The organism is Novosphingobium sp. CCH12-A3 (assembly GCF_001556015.1).
GTDB classification, from domain to species: Bacteria; Pseudomonadota; Alphaproteobacteria; order Sphingomonadales; family Sphingomonadaceae; genus Novosphingobium; species Novosphingobium subterraneum.
On record NZ_LSIA01000029.1, the window covers coordinates 70,480 to 89,978 of the forward strand.

General features: G+C 62.8%; 24 protein-coding genes, 1 tRNA gene and 1 riboswitch. Of the genes, 7 read left to right on the forward strand and 18 right to left on the reverse strand.

The genetic code is table 11. From position 1 onward, the window contains the following. Positions 1–7: 7 nt before the first annotated feature. From AX703_RS02535 to AX703_RS02550, 4 genes are all read right to left on the reverse strand, one after another. On the reverse strand, positions 8–1,267 hold the full coding sequence (locus AX703_RS02535; protein ID WP_039333016.1) for an MFS transporter: 1,260 nt from the start codon (positions 1,265–1,267) through the stop codon (positions 8–10). Then, the gene (locus AX703_RS02540; RefSeq protein ID WP_039333014.1) at positions 1,267–1,695 is read right to left on the reverse strand and encodes a DUF2141 domain-containing protein; all 429 of its coding nucleotides are present in this window, start codon (positions 1,693–1,695) and stop codon (positions 1,267–1,269) included. The genes AX703_RS02535 and AX703_RS02540 overlap by 1 nt, the downstream gene beginning before the upstream one ends. Then, the gene (locus tag AX703_RS02545; RefSeq protein WP_062342427.1) at positions 1,692–2,402 is read right to left on the reverse strand and encodes a sterol desaturase family protein; all 711 of its coding nucleotides are present in this window, start codon (positions 2,400–2,402) and stop codon (positions 1,692–1,694) included. Before AX703_RS02545 ends, AX703_RS02540 begins: the two co-directional genes overlap by 4 nt. 72 nt (positions 2,403–2,474) lie before the next feature. Then, positions 2,475–4,007 (reverse strand): DEAD/DEAH box helicase, encoded by a 1,533-nt coding sequence (locus AX703_RS02550; RefSeq protein ID WP_062342429.1) that lies wholly within the window; start codon positions 4,005–4,007, stop codon positions 2,475–2,477. Positions 4,008–4,334: 327 nt separating this feature from the next. On the opposite strand from AX703_RS02550, the gene AX703_RS02555 reads away from it, so the two are divergent. After that, a complete protein-coding gene (locus AX703_RS02555) occupies positions 4,335–5,645 on the forward strand; it encodes a M20/M25/M40 family metallo-hydrolase (RefSeq protein ID WP_062342431.1) in 1,311 nt (436 codons plus the stop codon). Continuing rightward, on the forward strand, positions 5,642–5,830 hold the full coding sequence (locus AX703_RS02560) for a DUF1289 domain-containing protein (RefSeq protein ID WP_039333007.1): 189 nt from the start codon (positions 5,642–5,644) through the stop codon (positions 5,828–5,830). Before AX703_RS02555 ends, AX703_RS02560 begins: the two co-directional genes overlap by 4 nt. On the opposite strand, the gene AX703_RS02565 is transcribed toward AX703_RS02560, so the two are convergent. After that, the gene (locus tag AX703_RS02565; protein ID WP_062342432.1) at positions 5,803–7,122 is read right to left on the reverse strand and encodes an alginate export family protein; all 1,320 of its coding nucleotides are present in this window, start codon (positions 7,120–7,122) and stop codon (positions 5,803–5,805) included. The genes AX703_RS02560 and AX703_RS02565 overlap by 28 nt on opposite strands. A gap of 92 nt (positions 7,123–7,214) precedes the next feature. Further along, a riboswitch (yybP-ykoY riboswitch) is annotated at positions 7,215–7,398 on the forward strand. 26 nt (positions 7,399–7,424) lie between these two features. Between AX703_RS02565 and AX703_RS02570 the strand changes: the two genes are divergently transcribed. Then, the gene (locus tag AX703_RS02570; protein ID WP_039333003.1) at positions 7,425–8,000 is read left to right on the forward strand and encodes a TMEM165/GDT1 family protein; all 576 of its coding nucleotides are present in this window, start codon (positions 7,425–7,427) and stop codon (positions 7,998–8,000) included. Between the two features lie 37 nt (positions 8,001–8,037). Then, on the forward strand, positions 8,038–8,538 hold the full coding sequence (locus AX703_RS02575) for an MmcB family DNA repair protein (RefSeq protein ID WP_039333001.1): 501 nt from the start codon (positions 8,038–8,040) through the stop codon (positions 8,536–8,538). On the opposite strand, the gene AX703_RS02580 is transcribed toward AX703_RS02575, so the two are convergent. After that, positions 8,539–8,952, reverse strand: a complete 414-nt coding sequence (locus tag AX703_RS02580) for a hypothetical protein (protein ID WP_039332999.1) — start codon at positions 8,950–8,952, stop codon at positions 8,539–8,541. Positions 8,953–9,222: 270 nt separating this feature from the next. Between AX703_RS02580 and AX703_RS02585 the strand changes: the two genes are divergently transcribed. Together AX703_RS02585 and AX703_RS02590 are read left to right on the forward strand one after the other, a co-directional pair. Next, positions 9,223–9,299 (forward strand) — tRNA-Arg (locus tag AX703_RS02585). A gap of 305 nt (positions 9,300–9,604) precedes the next feature. Continuing rightward, positions 9,605–11,383, forward strand: a complete 1,779-nt coding sequence (locus AX703_RS02590; protein WP_062342434.1) for a hypothetical protein — start codon at positions 9,605–9,607, stop codon at positions 11,381–11,383. Here AX703_RS02590 and AX703_RS26380 read toward each other — a convergent pair. Continuing rightward, positions 11,301–11,888 carry an isoprenylcysteine carboxylmethyltransferase family protein gene (locus AX703_RS26380; protein ID WP_082734355.1) on the reverse strand — a complete coding sequence of 196 codons (588 nt, stop codon included), beginning with the start codon at positions 11,886–11,888 and terminating at the stop codon, positions 11,301–11,303. The two genes, AX703_RS02590 and AX703_RS26380, sit on opposite strands and share 83 nt — an antisense overlap. A 22-nt stretch (positions 11,889–11,910) precedes the next feature. On the opposite strand from AX703_RS26380, the gene AX703_RS02600 reads away from it, so the two are divergent. Next, the gene (locus AX703_RS02600; protein WP_062342499.1) at positions 11,911–12,396 is read left to right on the forward strand and encodes a helix-turn-helix domain-containing protein; all 486 of its coding nucleotides are present in this window, start codon (positions 11,911–11,913) and stop codon (positions 12,394–12,396) included. Between the two features lie 14 nt (positions 12,397–12,410). Here AX703_RS02600 and AX703_RS02605 read toward each other — a convergent pair whose 3' ends face one another. The 11 genes from AX703_RS02605 to grxC all read right to left on the reverse strand — a co-directional run bounded on the left by AX703_RS02605 (position 12,411) and on the right by grxC (position 19,487). After that, on the reverse strand, positions 12,411–14,051 hold the full coding sequence (locus AX703_RS02605) for an IS66 family transposase (RefSeq protein WP_062342438.1): 1,641 nt from the start codon (positions 14,049–14,051) through the stop codon (positions 12,411–12,413). A 60-nt stretch (positions 14,052–14,111) separates the two neighbouring features. Beyond that, a complete protein-coding gene (gene tnpB, locus AX703_RS02610; protein WP_255355017.1) occupies positions 14,112–14,453 on the reverse strand; it encodes an IS66 family insertion sequence element accessory protein TnpB in 342 nt (113 codons plus the stop codon). After that, entirely contained in the window at positions 14,450–14,818 is a 369-nt protein-coding gene (locus AX703_RS02615) for a transposase (protein ID WP_062342440.1), read from the reverse strand. The genes tnpB and AX703_RS02615 overlap by 4 nt, the downstream gene beginning before the upstream one ends. 260 nt (positions 14,819–15,078) lie before the next feature. Further along, complete coding sequence (locus tag AX703_RS02620; RefSeq protein ID WP_062342442.1) at positions 15,079–15,564, reverse strand: peptide-methionine (S)-S-oxide reductase; 486 nt, start codon at positions 15,562–15,564, stop codon at positions 15,079–15,081. Between the two features lie 2 nt (positions 15,565–15,566). Then, entirely contained in the window at positions 15,567–16,421 is an 855-nt protein-coding gene (locus tag AX703_RS02625) for an alpha/beta fold hydrolase (RefSeq protein ID WP_062342444.1), read from the reverse strand. A 29-nt stretch (positions 16,422–16,450) separates the two neighbouring features. Next, entirely contained in the window at positions 16,451–16,945 is a 495-nt protein-coding gene (locus AX703_RS02630) for a Dps family protein (RefSeq protein ID WP_058454282.1), read from the reverse strand. A gap of 193 nt (positions 16,946–17,138) precedes the next feature. After that, the gene (locus AX703_RS02635; protein WP_062342446.1) at positions 17,139–17,405 is read right to left on the reverse strand and encodes a hypothetical protein; all 267 of its coding nucleotides are present in this window, start codon (positions 17,403–17,405) and stop codon (positions 17,139–17,141) included. Between the two features lie 62 nt (positions 17,406–17,467). Next, positions 17,468–17,914, reverse strand: a complete 447-nt coding sequence (locus tag AX703_RS02640; RefSeq protein ID WP_197423586.1) for a nuclear transport factor 2 family protein — start codon at positions 17,912–17,914, stop codon at positions 17,468–17,470. Positions 17,915–18,074: 160 nt separating this feature from the next. Beyond that, positions 18,075–18,830, reverse strand: coding sequence for an SDR family NAD(P)-dependent oxidoreductase (locus AX703_RS02645; RefSeq protein ID WP_027297106.1), 756 nt, complete (start codon positions 18,828–18,830; stop codon positions 18,075–18,077). Positions 18,831–18,868: 38 nt separating this feature from the next. Beyond that, positions 18,869–19,150: a DUF427 domain-containing protein gene (locus tag AX703_RS02650; protein ID WP_062342448.1), complete on the reverse strand. Its 282-nt coding sequence runs from the start codon at positions 19,148–19,150 to the stop codon at positions 18,869–18,871. A 64-nt stretch (positions 19,151–19,214) separates the two neighbouring features. Next, positions 19,215–19,487, reverse strand: a complete 273-nt coding sequence (gene grxC / locus AX703_RS02655; RefSeq protein WP_027297105.1) for a glutaredoxin 3 — start codon at positions 19,485–19,487, stop codon at positions 19,215–19,217. Between the last annotated feature and the right edge of the window lie 12 nt (positions 19,488–19,499).

The following is a 19,499-nucleotide window of genomic DNA, read 5'->3' on the forward strand; positions in this document are numbered from 1 at the left end:
CGAACTTCTAGCGTTTTGGCGCAGGGACAGCGTCCAGCCGCCCCTCTTCGCGCGTCGGCATAGGCGCAAAAAAGTGCATGGCAAGTGAAAGCACCAGCCACGCCGCTGCGGCATGAAGTGCGGTCGGCAAGCTGGCAAGATCGGCCACCGAGCCCCAGCACCATGCGCCCAGCGCCATGCCGCCGAAGGTCACCGCCTGATAGATCGACAGGCAGCGGCCGAGAATGTCTTCCGGACTGCGCAACTGCATCGCCACGTTGAGGCTGGTCATTGCGCTGGCCCAACCCATGCCACCCACGAAGGCGGCGAGCACGGCCATCGGGATGCCCGTGGCCGAAGCCATCAGCAATTGCGCGCAGGCGAATATCAGCGTCGCCCCGGTCACCACGGTCTCGCTGCCAAGCCGTTGCCGCACTTTCGAGACGAACAGTGCCGTCACGATCGAACCGATGCCGAACCCGCCCAGCATCAGGCCGTAATCAAGCTCGCTGCCCTTGAGCATGTCGCGCGCCACGCTCGGCATCAGTGCCTGCAGGCCTGCCGCGCCAAAGCCGATGGCCAGACCGCGCAGCAGCACCTTGCGGATCGGCGAGGACGAGGCGCAGAACCGCACGCCCCGGCCGATCGCCGCCAGCATCGGCTCGCGCATCGGCGGCAGCGATTCAGGCCGCCAGCGCGACAGCACCACGATCATGCCGAGATAGCTGATTGCGTTGAGCGCAAAGGCAAGGCTCGTGTCCCACAGCGAGATGAGTATCCCGCCGAGCGCTGGCCCGACGCTCCTTGCCAGATTGAACGAGATCGCATTGAGCGAGATTGCTTGCGGCAGGTCTTGCCGCCCCACCTGCAGCCGCACCGACGCTTGCCATGCGGGGCCGTTCAGCGCCGTACCCATACCCACCATCAACGTGAGCGCCAGCAAGGAGAATGGCCCGACATTGCCGGTATAGGCGAGCACGGCCAGCACCGAGGACACGATCAGCATGCCGGTTTGTGCCGCCAGCATCACCCGGCGGCGATCGTAGTTGTCGGCAATGGCGCCCGCGAATACGCCCAGCAGCAGGATCGGGATCGTTGCCGAGGCCTGAACCAGCGCCACCAGCACGTGGCTGGTGGTCAGCTCGGTCATCAGCCATGCCGCGCCCACCGACTGGATCATCGAGCCGATGTTGGAGAACAGGTTGGCCGTCCAGATTGCCCGGAATGCGGGGTAACGGAACGGTGCTAGGGGACTTCCATGGACAGGCTTGGCAGAAGCGGCTGGCACTACAGGTATCGGACCTTCATCTTCATGCGGACAGGTGCGCCGCCGGTAACGTCAAAGGCCGCCGCCTCGAACTTGGGCGCCGACATCTTGACCGGCGCATCGCGCGAGAAGCCGAAACCTTCCTTCGGCAGGAACAGCGTCTTGTCCATCTTCTTGTTCCCATTCTCGTCATGCAGGAGAACGATGGCATAGCGCCCCGGCATCACGTCGCGGATCACCAGCGGGCCGGGCTGGTCTGCCCGGATCGACGCGGTGCGGCGATTGGGGTCCTTGTCGCATCCTTCCGGGAACAGCTTGGGGTTTGCGCTCATGCACAGCCAGATCATGCCCTTGGCATTGCGCAGGCCATTGATGTCGACCGTGATGCTTGTCGGCGCAGGGGCATTTCCGGCGAGAAGAAATGGCAGAAGGAGTAAGGCGCGCTTCATGGTGCGGACAGTCCCTTGTCTGTGCCGCACAGCCGGTCCCAGAAACGGAAATAGAGACCGTAGTTGCAGCGATAGAGTTCATGATGACGATGGTGATGGCTCGCCGTTATCAGCCAGTTCCCTGCGCCAGAATGAACGAGCCAGCGGGGGAACATCTCCCAGCCCATGTGATTGGTCACGCCCATCACGGTCATCACCAGCAGCACCAGCCCGAGCATCCCGACATGGATCGGGATGACGAAGACCAGCGCCGGAATCAGCAGCGAGACGATCGCCGCCTCGATTGGATGGAAGTTCATGGCGGCCCATGCCGTGGGCGGGCGGCTGGCATGATGGATGGCATGGATGCGCCGGAACACCTGCGGACGATGCATCCAGCGATGCGTCCAGTAGAACCAGGTGTCATGGATGAAGAGGTAAAGCAGCAGCGAGACCGGCATCCACCACAGCGGATAGGCCAGCGGGTCGGCATAGATCCTGGTCCATCCGCGCTGCTGCCAGCCCCACGCGACCACGCCGGCCGGCACGCCGTAGATTGCGGCGGTGGCGAGGCTCCAGGTGATCTCCGAACGGATCTGCTTTTCAAGGCCAGCATAATGCCCCGGCCGCACCTTGTGCGTCGCCCAGGCGAACATTCCGCTGGTGATCAGATAGCGCACCGCGACGATCACGGTCATGGCAATCGCCGAGGCTAGAACGCTGTCCATTGCGCGTCCCTATGCCAAGCTTTTGAGGCGGAGGACAGCCCTGCCTTGGGGCAGGGCCGAGCCTTCCGCAGATCAGCTCGCGCGGCGAACCTTGTGCTTGTGCGCACCGACGCCCGGCGCACCGCGCGGACGGAAGCGACGCGGCTTGCCCGCGTCCTCGCGCTCGCCACCGTTGAGGGTGGCTTCGAGCACAGGATTGCGCACCGGGCCACGATCGGCGGCACCGCCGTCACGACGCTCCTGACGCGGCGAGACATCGCGCGGGCGCCCGTCCCGGCCTTGCGCGCGGCCCCCGTGGGCCTGGCTGTTGCGGTTCTGCCCACCACGACCGTCGCCGCCGCGACCCTGACCGCCGGCACCACGACCGCCATTACCGCGTGCATCGCGCGCGTCACGGCGGGCATCCTGCTCCATTTCCGCAGGCTTGCGGCTCGGTGCAGGCAGCTTGGCGGCTTCGGCCATGAAATTCTCGGGCAGGCCCATGGTGTCGATCTTGACCCGGGTCAGCTTCTCGATGTCCTTGAGGTAGGGCTTCTCGTCCGGCGCACAGAAGCTGATGGCAATGCCATCAGCGCCGGCACGCGCGGTGCGGCCGATGCGGTGGACGTACTGTTCGGGCACGTTGGGCAGTTCGAAGTTGAACACGTGGCTCACACCCGAAACGTCGATGCCACGCGCGGCGATGTCGGTGGCGACCAGCACCGGGCACGAACCCTGACGGAAAGCCTCGAGCGCGGCAGTGCGCTGCGCCTGGCTCTTGTTGCCGTGGATGGCACGAGCGTCGATCCCTGCGGACGAAAGGTGGCGCACCACGCGGTCGGCGCCGTGCTTGGTGCGGGTGAACACCAGCGCGCGGTCCAGTTCCTTCGATGCCAGCAGCGCACGGATGCGCAGCGTCAGCAAGGCCTGCTTCTCGGCCTGGTTGATGAAGGTCACGTACTGCTCGACCCGCTCGGCCGTGGTCGAGTTCGGGGCGACTTCGACGCGCACCGGATTGACGATGAACTGCTTGCCCAGATCTTCGATGGCCTTGGGCATCGTGGCCGAGAAGAACAGGCTCTGGCGGGTCTTGGGCAGCAGGTTGGCCACGCGCTTCAGCGCATGGATGAAGCCGAGGTCCATCATCTGGTCGGCTTCGTCGAGCACGAAGATTTCGGTGCGGCCAAGCGTCAGCGCGCGCTGGTCGATTAGGTCGAGCAGGCGGCCCGGCGTGGCGACCAGAATGTCGACGCCCGGCACCAGGCGGCGGGCCTGCTTGCCGACGGGCACGCCGCCGAACACGCAGTCGACCGACATATTGAGATTGCGGGCATAGCCCTTCATGTTGTCAGCGATCTGTGCGGCCAGTTCGCGCGTCGGCGAAAGCACCAGCATGCGGCACGAGGCCGGCTTGCGCGGCTGCGGATTGGCGGCAAGCCGGTGCAGCGAAGGCAGCGAGAACGCGGCGGTCTTGCCGGTGCCGGTCTGCGCGATGCCAAGCAGGTCACGGCCCTGCAGCAGGGCCGGGATGGCTTGGCGCTGGATTGGCGTGGGATCGTTGTAGCCCTTGGTTTCAAGGGCGCGGAGAATGGGTTCGGCAAGGCCGAGTTCGGCGAAGAATGACATGAATATGCTTTCGTGGGCGCATCGGCGCAGGGCCGACGCGCGAGTTGAATTCGCTGGGCGCACATGCCTGAAGGGCACGAGCGGGGTCGATCATGCGACCCATGCGTGAAAGGGGAAGCGGGCGGGGCAACAACCGTTCGTCCGGAGCGGATCTCTGCCGTTTCAGCGAAATCTCACGCCAGCATCCGGACTGCAGCGGGTTGCCCGCCACCGGTCTTGCTGCGGTGCACATAGGCAGCACTTCCCGTTAAAGCAAGGAAATTCGGGCAAAAGGCGGTTGCAAGGCTTCGTCCAGCTCGCCAACGTGCCCGCAAAAGGAGTGGGTCGATGCGTTTCACGATTGGTCTGGTTTCTGCCTTCGTCCTTGTCGGCAGCCCTGCGCAGGCCGCGCCCACGGGGGCCGAGGCAAGGATGGTCGCCACCGTCGATGCCGAACAGGCGCGCACCCTCAAGTTCCTTGAAACAATGGTCAACCAGAACTCGGGCAGCCGCAATCTCGAAGGCGTACGAAGGTTGCGCGATATCGTTGCGCCCGAGTTCACGGCTCTGGGATTCACTTCGCGCTGGATTCCGATGGAGCAGACCGGGCGCGCCGGGCATCTCGTGCTCACGCACAAGGGTCGCAAGGGCGGGAAGAAGCTCCTGCTGATCGGCCACCTCGATACCGTGTTCGAGCCGGATTCCCCGTTCCAGACCTATGTGCTGAACGGCGACAAGGCGACCGGTCCCGGCGTGGGTGACGACAAGGGCGGTATCGCCGTGATCCTCGCCGCCGTTCGTGCCATGCAAACGGCAGGCACGCTCAAGAACGCCAACATCGAGGTATTCCTCACCGGTGACGAGGAAGAGGCAGGCTCCCCCACCGAAGTCGCACGCGCAGATCTTGTCACCGCAGCCAAGGCTGCCGATGTCGCGCTCGATTTCGAAGGGCTGAGCCGCGAAAATGGCAACGACATGGGATCGATCGCCCGCCGCTCCTCACAAAGCTGGACGCTGACGGTCGAGGCGAAGTCCGGCCACTCCAGCGGTGTCTGGGGGGCAAATGCCGGCGATGGCGCCATCTATGCTGCGTCGAGGATATTGAGCGCTTTCCGGGAGGAACTGCCCGAACCCTACCTTACCCTTAACGTGGGCCTGATCGCAGGTGGGGCGGAAGCTGACGTGGCCGATGACAACGCTCATGTTTCGGCGCAGGGCAAGACCAATATTATCCCCGGAAAGGTCGTGGCGCGCGGGGACCTGCGCACACTCAGCCTCGAACAGAACGCTGCCGCGATGCGCAAGATGGAGTGGATCGTGGCGCGCAGTTACCCAGGCGTCACCTCGGCGAAGATCACGTTCAGCGAAGGCTACCCGCCGATGGCGCCGACCGCAGGCAACAAGGCGCTCCTCGCCAAGCTGAACCGGGTCAACGCCACGCTCGATCTGCCTGAGATGCAGCCGCTCGATCCGATGAAGCGCGGCGCGGGCGACATCAGCTTCGTTGCCGAATACATCGACGGTCTCGTCGGCCTCGGCCCCCATTCCACCGGCGACCATGCGCCCGGCGAGACTGTCGATGTCGCCAGCATCTGGACCCAGGCCAAGCGCGCTGCCCTGCTGATGACGCGGCTGGCGGCGGAAAAGTCCGACCGGTGAACGACGATCACCCGCCCAGCCCATGCACCGGTGTCTGCGAAATCGATCCGGTCAGCACGCAGTGCCGCGGTTGCCATCGCACACTGGCCGAAATCACCGCATGGTTCACGGCATCGGCTGCGCACAAGCACGCGATCCTGCGCGACCTCGCTGCGCGTCAGAGCGTCAGCGTGACATCCAAATAGCCGTAGGTCGTATCCCCGGTCGGCGGCGCATTCGGCGCGTCGCGCAGCAGGCTCCGCTTGAACAGCACTGCCGCTCCGCCATCCACCTGCAGCAGCCCCGGCACGATCCAGTGCCGTACGCGCCCTTCGATCTGGTGCCCGCCGAGGCTGCCTGAGGCTCCGCTGGCATCACGCACCCCGGTCGCGGCAAACTGGTCGCGCCGGTTCTCGGCCCAGGCCGTGCGCCACGCCACGAAAGCGTCGGTTCGCTTCGACGGAGTCACTTCCAGACGCAGCGAGGGCGAGACGATGTTGCTCCGCCGAAACGGCCCGTAAAGCCCGTTTGGCCCGAATTCGAAGCGCCGCGCCGAATAGAGCGTGTCGAAACGGGTGAACTTGTGTGCGCTGCCCTTATCGCCACTCGCGGCGTCGAACATCGCCACCACGCGGGGCTTCCAACCACCGGCAAAGGTATAGCCGGCATCGGCGTGGACGAACCAGGCGAACACGTTGAGATCGGTCACATCCGCCGCCCCCGATGTCCGCCGTGCCTTGCCGAACTGGACCGCGCCTTCGACGTCGTGGTCCCAAGCCCCGGCGCTTGCCTTCACGAAGTGGCGCGCGCCCACCGTGCCGATCCGCCGGTTCGCTGTCGCCAGCCCCGCGCCGTCGCGCTCGATCAGTCCGAAGGCATAGGGCTGAAGGGTCCCGCCAAGCACCTGCGGCAGCGTACCATGCGCGCCAAAGAACATGACGTCGAAGTTCTCGCGGTCCCACTTCACCCGGTCCTCGCGAATGCCCGCAACGTCGTCCGGCAGGCGCTGGTGGGGCAGGGCGAACATCAGGTCGAGCCTGCGTCCCTTGCCCCCGTCCAGCTCAAGATGCGCGCCCGTGAAGGCATTGGTCGTATTGCGAAATCGCTGACGCGCCACCATGCGCCGGTTGCCGAGGTCGAGGGTGTAGCGCCCCAGCGTCAGCGTGCTCTTGCCCGCCAGCTTCACCGCCATGTTTGCCTGCACCAGTTCGAGCGCGTTGACCTCGCCAGTGTTCGCTGAAGAGCGCGCGTCCTGTCCCCAAGCCCGCGCGTCCCAGAGCTCGGCATTGAACCGCACCGGCCCGGCATCATAGCCGGCGGCAAGCTCGGTCCTGAGCGAAACCATCGTGTCGGTTGCGGGGGCAGGGGCGGGGCGGAACTGCCCGCCGATCGATTCCACACGCAGCCGCGCCGAGGCTGACAACGTCCACGGGCCTTCCTCGGCCTGCGCGGGCAGCGCAATGCTGCAGGCAAGGACGGCAACGGCAATGCGCTTCACGATCTGACTTTCCCCGGCGCACCCGTGGTCGGATAGCGTTGCTACTGCCCATAGCCTGCACTTGCATGCCACGCCATACGCAGCTAACGGCACCCCACGTCATTTGGGGAGTAGCCACCGCTGGCAGGTTTTCGGGCCTGGCGCGGCCCTCAGCGTCAACATGCTTGGTCGAGAGACCATGGCGCAGGCGGCAGGACTTTTGTCCACCGGGCGAGACCAATGACAGCGAACCCATCGTCCGGGCCGGGCGGAGGGGTAAGCTGTCGTTGGCCTGATCGCTCCGCCCGGCCCCGGAATTGTCGATGCTCGAAGCCTTCAGCACGTCCACCGCGATTGTCGCGCTCGCCGAGATTGGCGACAAGACGCAATTGCTCGCGATCATCCTCGCCGCCCGGTTCAAAAGGCCGCTGCCGATCGTCCTCGGCATCCTTGGCGCAACGCTTGCCAACCACTTCCTCGCTGCCCTGCTCGGTGCGACCGCCGCCGCCTTCCTCGATGGCCAGTGGTTCCGCTTCGCCATTGCCATCGGTTTCGTCGCCATGGGCCTGTGGACCCTGGTGCCGGACAAGATGGACGAGGACGAAGCACCCAAGCCTTCGCGCTACGGCGCATTTCTCACTACGCTGGTGGCATTCTTCATCGTCGAGATGGGCGACAAGACGCAGATCGCCACGATTGCTTTGGGCGCACGCTTCAACGATGCCATCGCGGTCACTGCCGGTACGACGCTTGGCATGATGATTGCCAACGTCCCAGCCGTGATCTTCGGCAACGAATTGATCAAGCGTGTTCCGCTCGACATCGTGCGAATGGTTGCCGCCGCGCTGCTCGTTGCCACCGGCGTGTGGTTGTTCGTTCAGACACTGGGCTTCTTCTAAGCCTTTACGCGTTCGGCATTTGTTCTAAACTGGCGACATGATCGAATCAGCTGCCACTGGTCCCGGCGCAAGCCCGGATGTCGTCGAACGCGAAGCACGCGCCGTCGCGCGCGGCATCTGCCGCCTGTTCGCGCGCAACGACATCTGGTGCCTGCCCGAAATGCCGCTTCGTTCCGGCAGGCGCGCCGATCTCATGGGCATCGACGCCAAGGGGCAGGTCGTGATCGTGGAGATCAAGGTCTCCCGGGCCGACCTGCTGGGCGATGGCAAGTGGACCGATTACCTGGATCATTGCGACCGGTTCTACTGGGGACTTGCGCCGCATCTTGACCGTGCCGTGCTCGACACCGACAATTTCCTGCCGCATGCTTGCGGGGTAATCGTCGCCGACGGTTATGATGCCGAGATTCTGCGCCCTGCGCCCACCATTCCGCTGGCTGCTGCACGCCGCAAGGCCGAAGTGGAACGTCTTGCCCGCGCCTCGTTGCGCCGTCAGCTTGTCGGCATTGATCCCCATTGCGCCGCTTGGGAAAGCTGATCAGGCCCGCCGCTTGATGCCCAATGGCGGTACCAGCGCCAGCAAGGCGGCGCGCGATGCCAGGAATTCATGCCACAGCGCCGTCGCGGCCGGGCCGGGGCTTTGCCCGCGCGCCGAAACCGCAAGCAATGCCGCCAATCCCGGCTCCATGATCGCGGCGAGATCGTCAACGCCCTGCTTCGCCAAGTCATAGCGCCATCCACCGGTATCACGCATGATCGCCGGGAAGTTGCGCACTTCGGGCTTGCGCATTTCCTGCTGCAAACCCGCGAGAGTGCAGACCACGGCAGCGGCATCGTGCAATGCCGACCACTTCATCGACATGGCATTGCCAGCGGCATGGCCGAACTCGGCCCGGCCCGCCTGCGGCAGCGCGGCGCGCGAATCACCTGATGACGTCGAAACCCCGTTCATGGTTTCGGCCTAGCCCGCAACCCGTTCCCAAATTGCTAAACGCGACTGGAACACAAAATCGCTGGCATGCCCGCCAAGCCGCTGCTAGGTGCCGTCTCGGCCCTGCACCCGTAGCTCAGCTGGATAGAGCGTTGCCCTCCGAAGGCTGAAGTCAAGGGCTGCTGGTTTGTGAGAGACGTAGAAAAGGAGATTGTTTACAAAGGTTTGCGGGAGTTACCGTTGAGGCTTCCACCCTACAGGTTTTCCGCGTAAGCACTGCGTAAGCAACAGGCACCCATAGCTCAGCTGGATAGAGCGCTACCCTCCGAAGGTAGAGGTCTCAGGTTCGAATCCTGATGGGTGCGCCATCTCTCAGACAGACAGTACGATCGCTTTCAGGCTCCTTCATGAGGAACTGGGCGGAGCTGATGGCGCCGTTGTGACGCTGCGAATGCCTCCAAGCCCTGCGGGACTTGACCAGCATCGCTCGCAAGCGGCACGCGTAATGGCAGAACTTACCTGCGACTTCTCGCCGTTCACGAGTGTTTCGGCATCCGACAGCTATTGTCGGACGCCGACATTCAAAGGGGTGCTCAGATGCCGCACTGTTGATTGATCTAGCAGGGAGCGTAGCGCTGTTCCTGATCAAGCTAGCGCGAAGGGGGGCTAGCCAATGCTACAGATCGTGCAAGGCATGTATTTCCGGCCGGTACCGCTCACGGACACGCTACACCGGGGTATTTTTTATACAAACCTGCGCGCCTTTCGTGAGCAGACACTGACCTTCGTTTTTGGCAGGCTGCTGCCTTCGACGACATTTGATGGTCCGCGCACCTTCACGGTCGAAGCGCGAGAGCAGCTGGAAGCCCAGAGCCCCTCCGGGACGCTTGAAGTCCTCGCCGCCACCAGTGGCGACCAGTTGCTCGACGAGGTTGCCGCAGTAGTCGCCTTCTGTACCAACGCCACTTGCGTCCGCGACCATGACATGGCGCGCCGGCTGATTTCTGCTCAACAAGGAGAGGAAAGAAATCGCCGCGGTCCCGCGAGCCTATTGCGCCAGACCTTCGACGCAACGGTTATCCTCACGGACGAGGGTGTAGCGGACCTTGAACGCTTCACGCGCTCACTCCTCGGGCTACAGCGCAAGAGCTACGAGGCGGTCATCAGGGCCATACGCCAGATCGTCGATGCGACGCTTATCGTCGATGAAGACGCCGCATTAGCATATACATTGATGGTGGCGGCTCTAGAATCACTCGGCCAAGCGTCCGAAAGCGAACCCGCTGTCTGGGAGGACTACGATCCGTCGAAACGACATCGGATAGACGCAGCCACCCAAGGACTTGACGACGTTGTCCGCGCGCGGATCGAGAGCGCCGTGCTTGCAAATGAGCATCATGGTCTTCAGCGGCAGTTCGTCGCCTTTGTGCTAGATCACGTTGAGCCCTCCTTCTATCGGAACGAAGCTGTTGGCGCGATCCGACCAATTAAGACTACCGAGCTCCCAAACGCGCTGCGCCAAGCCTATTCTATCCGCTCGCGAACCGTTCACGCTTTGGAGCGCTTGGCTCGGGAGGTTTGGATGGCAGGCGATCGTGCCGATACGGCATTGCTAGACACCGGCATTGTCCTAAGTTTGGAAGGACTGTCACGCCTGAGCCGTCATGTGGTGCGGCGCTTCGTTGAGCGTGCTCCTCAAGGTGTCGATTCGACATTCAACTACCGCTCAGCACTACCCGGAATCATGCCGGGCCGCTGGGCAGCGCAATATTGGATCGGAAGGGCCGAGGGGTTCAATCGTGATACCGCTGCCGAGTATTTCGATGGAATGCTAACATATCTGATCGAGGGGCTATCAAAGCGTAGCGAGACGGGTCTTGTCGATATGAGCCCTGTTCTAGAATCCATCGAGGGCACGGCGCTCGGCCTTTCCAAACGAGAGGATCGCCTTGCGATGGCCGGGATCATGACGGTCTGGAACACGGTCGCTCCCCCGGACCGTCGTCGCAGGCTCAAGCCGAAGCTCGCCAAGCGGTTTGAGGCCGACTTGGCGGAACCGAGCATGGTGAGCTTCGCAATCGGAATGGTGCTCGGACGGCCGATTGAATGGTCGACCGAAGATATGCAGTTGCTTTCCGACGCCCGCTGGAAAGAGCGGTTAGGCAACAAACCCGCCCCTCTTCCGATGCGAGTTGATGCGGCTCTCCACATCCTGCTCGCAGACCGGCTCTTGCACGAGGGCAGCAAAACTAAGGCGCTGGGTGAGCTCGGTCGTGCGGTCGAGACTGTTCCCGGACTTGCTCCCCTGATCGAGTTCGAACAGGCGATCGAACGTAGCCGTCCGGTGGGGGCCGCGAGGCGCTATGGCATCAAACCCAACGAGGCGTTCGTTCGGCATAGGCCCGGTATTCGTCTGCCAGAACAGTGGAAAGGTGGCTTTCCTCTAGCCTGATTTGGACACCCATGAGCACCTCACCGAGCAGCCAGATGGAGAGCGTGGCTGCAGTGGGTAAGTGTATGAACAGGCCTGCCAGATTCAGCCTCAGGGCCAGAAAGATGGGATTGCGTGACACAGCGAACACCCCGTGGGTGACCAACTCGGTAGGCCGTTTGTTGTCGATGCCGATCCGCCATGCGCCTCCCATCGTGCTCTGCGCCAGCGCGACCAGAGGCAAGGTCAGCACCAGTAGCATGGAACCGGCCCAGCGCATCGGCGCGCCGTCCAACCATGGGATCAGGCCCAACCTGTTGGGCTGTAGGCCTAACGTGAGGCATACAGTCAGAGCCAGTATTCCCCCGGTCAGCGCTTTGAACCAGATGCCGACAAACCCCTCTGCGCTGTCGTTGCGTGGCAGGACCAATGGATTGACCCCTGTGCGGCGCCAGGTACGCCAAGTCGGCCACACGAACACAGCGGCGAAGAACACGACATAGTACGGGAGAAGGAGCTTGGTCATGGCGAATGTCCTTGCAACAGGGATGATTCGCCTCTCCAGTGCACCCTGTAGCTACTACAGAGTCAAGTCCGTGAAGATTGGCGAACTGTCCCGGCAAACCGGGACGAACATCGAGACCATCCGCTACTACGAACGCATCGGTCTGTTGCCGTCGCCCATCCGCACGGGGTCAAACTACCGCGACTTTGGCGAGGTGCATCGAGCAAGGTTGACCTTTATCCGGCACGCTCGAGAGCTTGGATTCACGATAGAAGGCATCCGCTCCTTGCTCGACCTCAGCGATCACCCAGAGCAGGACTGTGGGGCGGCCGACCGCATTGCCAGTCGTCACCTGAGCGAGATCGAAGGGAAGCTCGCCCAACTCACTGCCTTGCGAAACGAGTTGCAGCGCATAGTTCAACAGTGCCGCGGGGGGATTGCGGGGGACTGCAAGGTCATCGAAGCACTGGGCGATCACGGACTATGCGCTGAAGATCACAAAGCCGGCGTTGGTCCAAAGCGCAGATAATCTCCGCTGCCCGCCTAAGGCAGTGGGCAAACCCTCACTGCCCAGTTCCAGGGTAGCAGCTGATCGAGCTTGGCGGCGGGGTGATCGGCGATCCGCGCGAGCACATCAGCCAGCCACGCCTGCGGATCGACATCGTTGAGCCGGGCGGTCTGGATCAGCGTGTAGAGCACCGCGGCCCGCTCGCCGCCCCGATCGGACCCGCAGAACAGCCACGCCTTCCGGCCAAGCGGCACGCAGCGCAGCGCCCGCTCAGCGGCATTGTTGGTTAGGCAGATCCTGCCATCATCGAGGAAGCGGGTGAACGCATCCCGCCGGCGCAGCATGTAGTTGATGGCCTTGGCGAGGTCATGATTGCGCGACAGCCGAGCCAGCTGGCCGATCAGCCAGGTGTGAAGCTCTGCCATGAGCGGCGCGCTCAGTTCCTGGCGAACGGCGTGGCGCTGGGCTGCGGTCCTGCCGTTGATCTCGCGCTCGATATCGAACAGCGCATCGATCCGCTGCACGGCCTCCAGCGCGATCGGATAGATCATGCCGGTGCGCTCGTTACGGCTCTGTCGGCGCGCCGCGGCGGCAACATCGGCCAGTTCGAAGAACTTGCGCCGAGCATGGGCAAAGCAGCCCGCCTCAAGCACGGGTCGGGGCTGACGGCCAGCGACATAGAGCTCGCCGTACCCGCCATAGGCATCGGCCTGCAGGATCCCTGACCAGGAGGCGAGGTGCGCGCGGGGATGCTCACCGCGGCGATCGCGCGAGTAGCGGAACAGGGCTGCTGGCGGATCCGCGCCGGCGAAGGGTCGGTCATCACGGACGTAGACCCAAAGCCTTGCCGTATCGGTCTTGCCCTTGGCCATGACCGGCACGGTCGTATCGTCGCCATGCAATCGCTCGGCGGCAAGGACGTGGGCCTCAATCAACCGGTAGAGCGGCATCAGGGCGAAGGCGGCCGCGCCGACCTGATCAGCCAGCGTCGACGTGCTGAGCGGCACGCCTTCACGGGCAAAGCGCTCGGCCTGGCGGTTGAGCGGCTGATGCTGCCCGTACTTCTCGAACAGCAGCATCGCCAGGAAGCTGGGACCAGCCCATCCCCGCGGCACCACGTGGAACGGTGCCGGTGGCTGCGTGATCGTCTCGCAGTCCCGGCATGAGAACTTCTCGCGGACGGTCTGGATCACCTTCCATGAGCGCGGGATCACTTCCAGGGTCTCAGTCACATCCTCGCCGAGCTTCGACAGGCGCTCCCCGCCGCAGGCCGGACAGGCACACGGTGCCGGGATGACGACCCGCTCGCGTGGCAGGTGATCGGGGAATGGCTTACGGGCTGGCCGCTTGCGCTCAAACGCATCGACTGTGGTTGCCTTCGCCGCGGCTGCTTCCGCGATCACGTTGTCTTCTGCCGCGTCGGCTTCGAGATCCTCGAGCTGCAGCTCCATCTGTTCGAGTAGGCGGCGAGTGCGTTCGGCGCTGGCGCCGTACTGCTCGCGCTTCAGCTTGGCGATCTGCAGCTTGAGGTGGGCGATCACCGCCTCGGTGGCGCTCTCGCGGGCCTGAGCATTGGCGAGCCGGGCTTCAGCCTCATTGGCCCGCCGGGTCGCCACGGCCAGCAGCGCTTTGAGCGCTACTACATCGTCAGGAAGGGGCGAAACAGCGGCTTCCATGAGCCCGAGTGAATCAATATCTGGCCGCCGCTGCAAGGCCAAAATGGCATCAGGATGCGATTATCCCGCGCTGGCAGGTCGCCACGAATACTGCGGGTTGCGCCAGTCGATCCCGTCAAGCAGGCACGCCAGCTGCGCGGCTGTCAGCGACACCAATCCGTCCTTGGCCGAGGGCCACACGAACCGGCCCTTCTCGAGCCGCTTGGCGTAAAGCGACATCCCGATCCCGTCATGCCAGATGATCTTCACCAAAGATCCGGCCCTGCCACGGAACACGAACAGGTCGCCGCCGTGCGGGTCGCGCTTCAGGCCCTGTTGCACCATCAGCGCGAGACCCTGCATGCCCTTGCGCATATCGGTGTGACCCATCGCGATCCACACCCGCGCGCCGGCAGGGATCACCGCAGTGCCTTCAACACCGCCGTCACAAGCGCCGGCGATGCCGATGGAAAGATCGTCATCCGCTGGTCGCGCGGCAGGTCGACGATGATAGCTGCGTCCGACACCGGCGCTGCGCGTTCGCGATCCTCGATCACCAGCGCCTCGGCAAAATCAGCGGGACGCCCATCCCCGGTTGGCGGCGTTACCGCGCCAACAGCGAGCTTGTTGCGCCACGTGTAAAGCTGGCCCGTTGAAATCTCGTGCCGCCGCGCGACTTCCGTTGGGCTGGCCCCGGGCGCGAACGCCTCCGTCAGGATCTGAAGCCGCAGTTCTTCGGTCCACCGCCGGCGACGCTCTGGCCCTGAAAACACCGTGATCTGGCCCACCAACCGCTCCTAAGTGCGCTCATACGAGCACTCTTAAGAGCGGGCCGGTCACAGCCGCACAAGGCGACCTTCGCCGGATGGGTACGATCGAACGCGGTGAGGACCCTGTACTGAATCTTAGTCGCTTCGTGCTCGGCGAGGCGGAGTTTATTGGAGCAGCGTCGACTGCCAGCGACCGACCGCAGTCGGATGAGGGGCAACCGGGAGAAGTGCGTTCTGACTAACGTCGGAGATACTCCGGCGTCACTCCACATGTACGACTAACGCTCTAGCGCGTTCTCCGAAAAATGCTTGCGGATGAAGTCGAGCTTGGGATCGATGTATCGCCGACAAAAAGGCCTGTTCGGGTCGGTGCGATAATAGTTCTGATATCGCTCGTCCGAAGCTTTGAAGCCCGCGAATGGTAGGACGAGGGTGTGGACCGGCTTGCCGGTCTCCGCAGCGTATCCGCGTATCGCCTCATCGGCTTCGGCTCGCTGAATCTCGTCGAAGATATAGATCGCGCTTCGGTACTTGTTTTGAACCGAGCGCGCACGAGTGGCGGAGTGTGTGCGCAGGTGCACCTCGGACAGTGTCTCCAGTCCGATAACGGAGGGTTCGAACGTTACAATCACCCCCTCGGCCCAGGTGTCCGCCGGGGCGGCCGATTGTAGGAAACCCTGCTCGACCTGCGTGACGCCACGCAACGCTTGGAAAACGCCCTCGGTGCACCAGTGGCAACCTCCTCCAAAGCCCACCTTTGCCATACTCAACTCCTGCGCAAAGGCACAACGGCTGGGCCAGGCTTATCGAGCTGGCGGACGAACGCGATGATCCGCTGTCCGACATCGTTCGCCATTTCGACATGAGGGTAGTGCCCAGCGCCGTCGACAATCATGGTTTCGGCATGGAGCCTCGAAGCCAAGCTTCTGGCTTCTTCGACAGGGTCCGTGAAGTCGGGATCCTTTGTGCCCATGACGATGAGGCTCGGCACAGAGATCTCGTCCAAGATCGCTGCGGTGTCGGACTTCGACAATGAGAGCATCGTCAAGAGAGCCTGCATGCGCTTTGGCTCCCTGAGGTTTGCAGCAATCGCCGCTCTTACCTCAGCATGATCCGGCGCCGGTTTCGTCGGGAATAGGCTGCTCCAGTAAGTGGTCCAGAACCAGGTTCGCCATGGCCCCGCGAATCCGAGCCCAAGGACAAGTTTCTGGATCGTCGTGAGGGGAAGATCGCGAACGATCGGACCGAGCAGCACCACCCCGTTGACGTGACTAGGAGCTTCCTTGGCAGCCCAAAGCGCGGAGCCGGCTGCGAACGAGTTACCCATGATCACGGCTGGCCCGGCAGCCAACTGTCGGAGGATGGCGACGGCGTCACGGCCGACCGCTCGCGCGGAGTAATCCGACCACTCCGGCGACGATTGGCCGAACCCGCGAACGTCCATCGTCACCACTCGGCATCCCGCATGCTGCAGCATGGGCTTGATGAGCCGATACTCGGAGCGCAGGTCTCCCATTCCTGGGATCCCTACAACGAGAGGTCCGGTTCCGCCCGTATCGTCGAAGGCTATCCTGCCGCCCTCTGTCTGAAGGAACTGGGTCTGCACATCGTTAGGCGCCATGAAACGATCCGATCCGTTGAGCAGCAGACCTATCGGCTGACTTCGAAAAGGAACCACGCTCGGCGTTCCGCCTCGTCGGTCCAGGTATCGATCAGGCCGGAGGTCGCGTTGTCCTTCGCCTCGTCGGCGACGTCCTTTGCGCGGCGCAGCGACTCGACCATGTGAAGATTATCGGCGCGCAGTTCCGCCAGCATGTCCTGCGGCGTGACGAACTCCGCGTCGTTGTCCTTGATCGTCTGGTGGCGGGCGATATCGCCGATCGATCGTATGGTCGTATTTCCGGTCTTCCGGGCGCGCTCCGCCATCGCATCGGTCGCTGCTAGGATTTCCGCAGCTTGCTCATCAAGAAGGAGATGATAGTCCCTGAAGTACGGGCCCGAGACATGCCAGTGAAAGTTCTTGGTCTTGAGGTAGACCGCATAGCTGTTCGCCAAAATGATCTTCAACGCATCCGCGACCGTCATGGTCGCGTTCTCGTCGAGGTCAGATGGTGAAGGCACGGTTGCAGCACTGGAGTTTGTCATCGCGTGAACTTCCTCGATGATGGCTAGCGCAAAAGATCAGCGCCGATTCTCTGGCACGCTGAGGTATAGAAGATGAATTTACCTCAGATCGAAGTCCAATGGCCTGTGTCTATAGTTTCGATAGTTCTGGCGACCAGAAGGGGCGCTTGGAGCGGCATGGGAACATGGGAAGGCAGCGAACCCCACATGCTCATCAGGCACCCGGCTGATAGCCCAATACGAAAGCGATAACCTTCTCCGAGGACATCTCGCACGGCTTCAGCGACGCACTGCCCGAAGCAACGCGATACAGATTGAAGCTGACGATGTCTTTCCCGGCTAGTTCTCGAGCAAAAAGGCTGTTCCTCCGTCCATCCTCCGACCGACGAACCGTCACGCCGAAACGCCTGCCTTCGTAAGCGCCTTCGCTATACCCCTCAGGCAGTCGCTCTAAAGCCGTATCGAATTCTGGATGGTCCATTCTGCATCACCGCCAATCGGCCTTCGCCCTGCGAACGTGAGCGCCGCGCCATGCGATTGGGGTCATCGCGTCAGTCTGACGTTGCGGCCCCAAAGAAACCCCGCGTCATTAGCGCTAGCGAAGTCGGGGTCCACGTAGATGAAAACACGCTTGATAAGCGCGCCGTCAAACTCGAATACGTTGGCGAAACGGCCTTCGGACCGGCCTTCAACCGGCCACGGCGTGCCGTCAGCCATAACGCCACCTTCAAAGCCTTCCACGATCACGTGGTCGCCGGCTACGTGGAAGGTCATGCGATCGAAATCGTGCTCGATCCGCTGAAGCGACCCCAACAGACCCTTGGCGACTTCCATGAATTCGGCTTTGCCATATCCAACTCCGAACTTCGGGAAGTACGTCACGACATCGTCAGTCAGAATGTCGAGGATGGTGGGATCGCCGCTGTCGATTTTCCGGAAATAGCTGGTGGCGACGGCGATGCGGTCTTGGGTCAGCTCTGCATTCGGCACTCTATGAACTCCTGAGATGCGGAAGCTTTATCCGCTATTGCTTCGAGAATAATGGGCCCTGCAGGATCAGCCGGTCTGCTGCCCGGAATTCAACGGAGCGCTGAGGTGCGGAAGTGATCGTCCTTCAGTTATCCGCGTGACACGCCCGTCGAGCATCGATTCAGACCAGGACGCCCCCTGACACATCTATCACCGCGCCAGCTGTGTAGCTTGCAGCGGGACTAACGAGGTAACTGACGGCGCCCGCCACTTCCTCAATCGTGGCGATCCGACGGATGGGATGCATATCGATGACGGCCTGCGGAAAATTCTCAGCAACTTCCCCGGTCATGTCGGTTGGCATGATGCCAGGTTGGACCACGTTGACGGTAATGTTGCGTGGGCCAAGATCGCGCTGCACCCCACGGGCATATCCTGCGATCGCTGCCTTGGTTCCTGCGTAGTCGGCAATTCCCGGCACGATCGCTCGGGTGCCCAGGCCGGAACCGATGAAGACAATGCGGCCACCGTCAGAGATTTTCTGCGCCGCCGCACGCGTGATCGCCACGGTGCCCATGACATTGACCATCCACTGCCTGTCGAACGCGGCGGAATCGAGCGTCGGATCGTCAACCAATTTTCCTTGGACGGCGATTGCGGCGTTGTTGATCAAGATGTCGAGCTTGCCGAGTTCAGCTACGACCTGCTCGACCATGGGCTTGGCGGCGGACGTATCCGCTTGATCGCATCGAATTGCGAGAGCGCGAACGCCTTTGGCCCTCACCACCTCGGCGACGGACTCGGCTTTATCGGCCGACGCAGCGTAGGTGATAGCAATATCGGCTCCCTGATCGGCGAGCGTCGCCGCCAGCACGGCGCCAAGGCCTCGAGAGCCACCCGTGATGATAGCGACTTTGCCGTCCAAAACTTTCGACATCGGCGGTTCCTTTCTGAAATCTAATTGCCGGCGGACGGCTACGCGACGTTGACGCCTTTCCAGAAGGCGATGTGATCCTTGATGGAATGGGCCGCCGGAGAAGGGTCGGCATAGGTCCACGCAGCGTTTGCGTTGCGCCGGTCGCCGACCCGGAGATGGAAGTATTGGGCCGTCCCCTTCACGGGACAGACAGACGTGTGCTCGCTCGGTTCCAGATACTGCCGGTCAACCGAGTGAGGCGGGAAATAATGGTTTCCATCCACAACCATAGTCTCGTCGCTGACCGCGAGGGTGACATCGTTCCAAACTGCTGAGACCAAACCGGACTCCTCTCTCGTCGTTCAGCCACTTCCATCGACAAGTGGCCCTATCGGGCGGGACAAATCAGTTTGCCGTGGTTTGTCCGGCAAGCAGCTTGTCGAGCGAGCCATCTGCATCGAGCGCAACGAGATCGTCGGAGCCGCCGACATGCGTCTCGTTGATGAAGATCTGCGGCACGGTGCTTCGCCCCGACGACTCGATCATCGCCTTCCGATGTGCAGGATCGGCTTCGATATCAAGCTCAGTGAATGCCACGCCCTTCTCTTTGAGGAGCGCCTTCGCACGACGGCAGAACGGGCACCAACTCGTGGTGTAGATGAGGACTTCAGGCTTCATGTTGCATCTCCA

Coding starts and splice junctions, on each gene's coding strand:
- AX703_RS02580 (WP_039332999.1), bottom strand. CDS start 8,952: ATGAACGGGGTTTCGACGTCATCAGGTGATTCGCGCGCCGCGCTGCCG.
- AX703_RS02545 (WP_062342427.1), bottom strand. CDS start 2,402: ATGGACAGCGTTCTAGCCTCGGCGATTGCCATGACCGTGATCGTCGCG.
- AX703_RS02575 (WP_039333001.1), top strand. CDS start 8,038: ATGATCGAATCAGCTGCCACTGGTCCCGGCGCAAGCCCGGATGTCGTC.
- AX703_RS02590 (WP_062342434.1), top strand. CDS start 9,605: ATGCTACAGATCGTGCAAGGCATGTATTTCCGGCCGGTACCGCTCACG.
- AX703_RS02555 (WP_062342431.1), top strand. CDS start 4,335: ATGCGTTTCACGATTGGTCTGGTTTCTGCCTTCGTCCTTGTCGGCAGC.
- AX703_RS02605 (WP_062342438.1), bottom strand. CDS start 14,051: ATGGAAGCCGCTGTTTCGCCCCTTCCTGACGATGTAGTAGCGCTCAAA.
- AX703_RS26380 (WP_082734355.1), bottom strand. CDS start 11,888: ATGACCAAGCTCCTTCTCCCGTACTATGTCGTGTTCTTCGCCGCTGTG.
- AX703_RS02630 (WP_058454282.1), bottom strand. CDS start 16,945: ATGACAAACTCCAGTGCTGCAACCGTGCCTTCACCATCTGACCTCGAC.
- AX703_RS02600 (WP_062342499.1), top strand. CDS start 11,911: ATGATTCGCCTCTCCAGTGCACCCTGTAGCTACTACAGAGTCAAGTCC.
- AX703_RS02570 (WP_039333003.1), top strand. CDS start 7,425: ATGCTCGAAGCCTTCAGCACGTCCACCGCGATTGTCGCGCTCGCCGAG.
- AX703_RS02645 (WP_027297106.1), bottom strand. CDS start 18,830: ATGTCGAAAGTTTTGGACGGCAAAGTCGCTATCATCACGGGTGGCTCT.
- grxC (WP_027297105.1), bottom strand. CDS start 19,487: ATGAAGCCTGAAGTCCTCATCTACACCACGAGTTGGTGCCCGTTCTGC.
- AX703_RS02625 (WP_062342444.1), bottom strand. CDS start 16,421: ATGGCGCCTAACGATGTGCAGACCCAGTTCCTTCAGACAGAGGGCGGC.
- AX703_RS02635 (WP_062342446.1), bottom strand. CDS start 17,405: ATGGACCATCCAGAATTCGATACGGCTTTAGAGCGACTGCCTGAGGGG.
- AX703_RS02620 (WP_062342442.1), bottom strand. CDS start 15,564: ATGGCAAAGGTGGGCTTTGGAGGAGGTTGCCACTGGTGCACCGAGGGC.
- AX703_RS02540 (WP_039333014.1), bottom strand. CDS start 1,695: ATGAAGCGCGCCTTACTCCTTCTGCCATTTCTTCTCGCCGGAAATGCC.
- AX703_RS02550 (WP_062342429.1), bottom strand. CDS start 4,007: ATGTCATTCTTCGCCGAACTCGGCCTTGCCGAACCCATTCTCCGCGCC.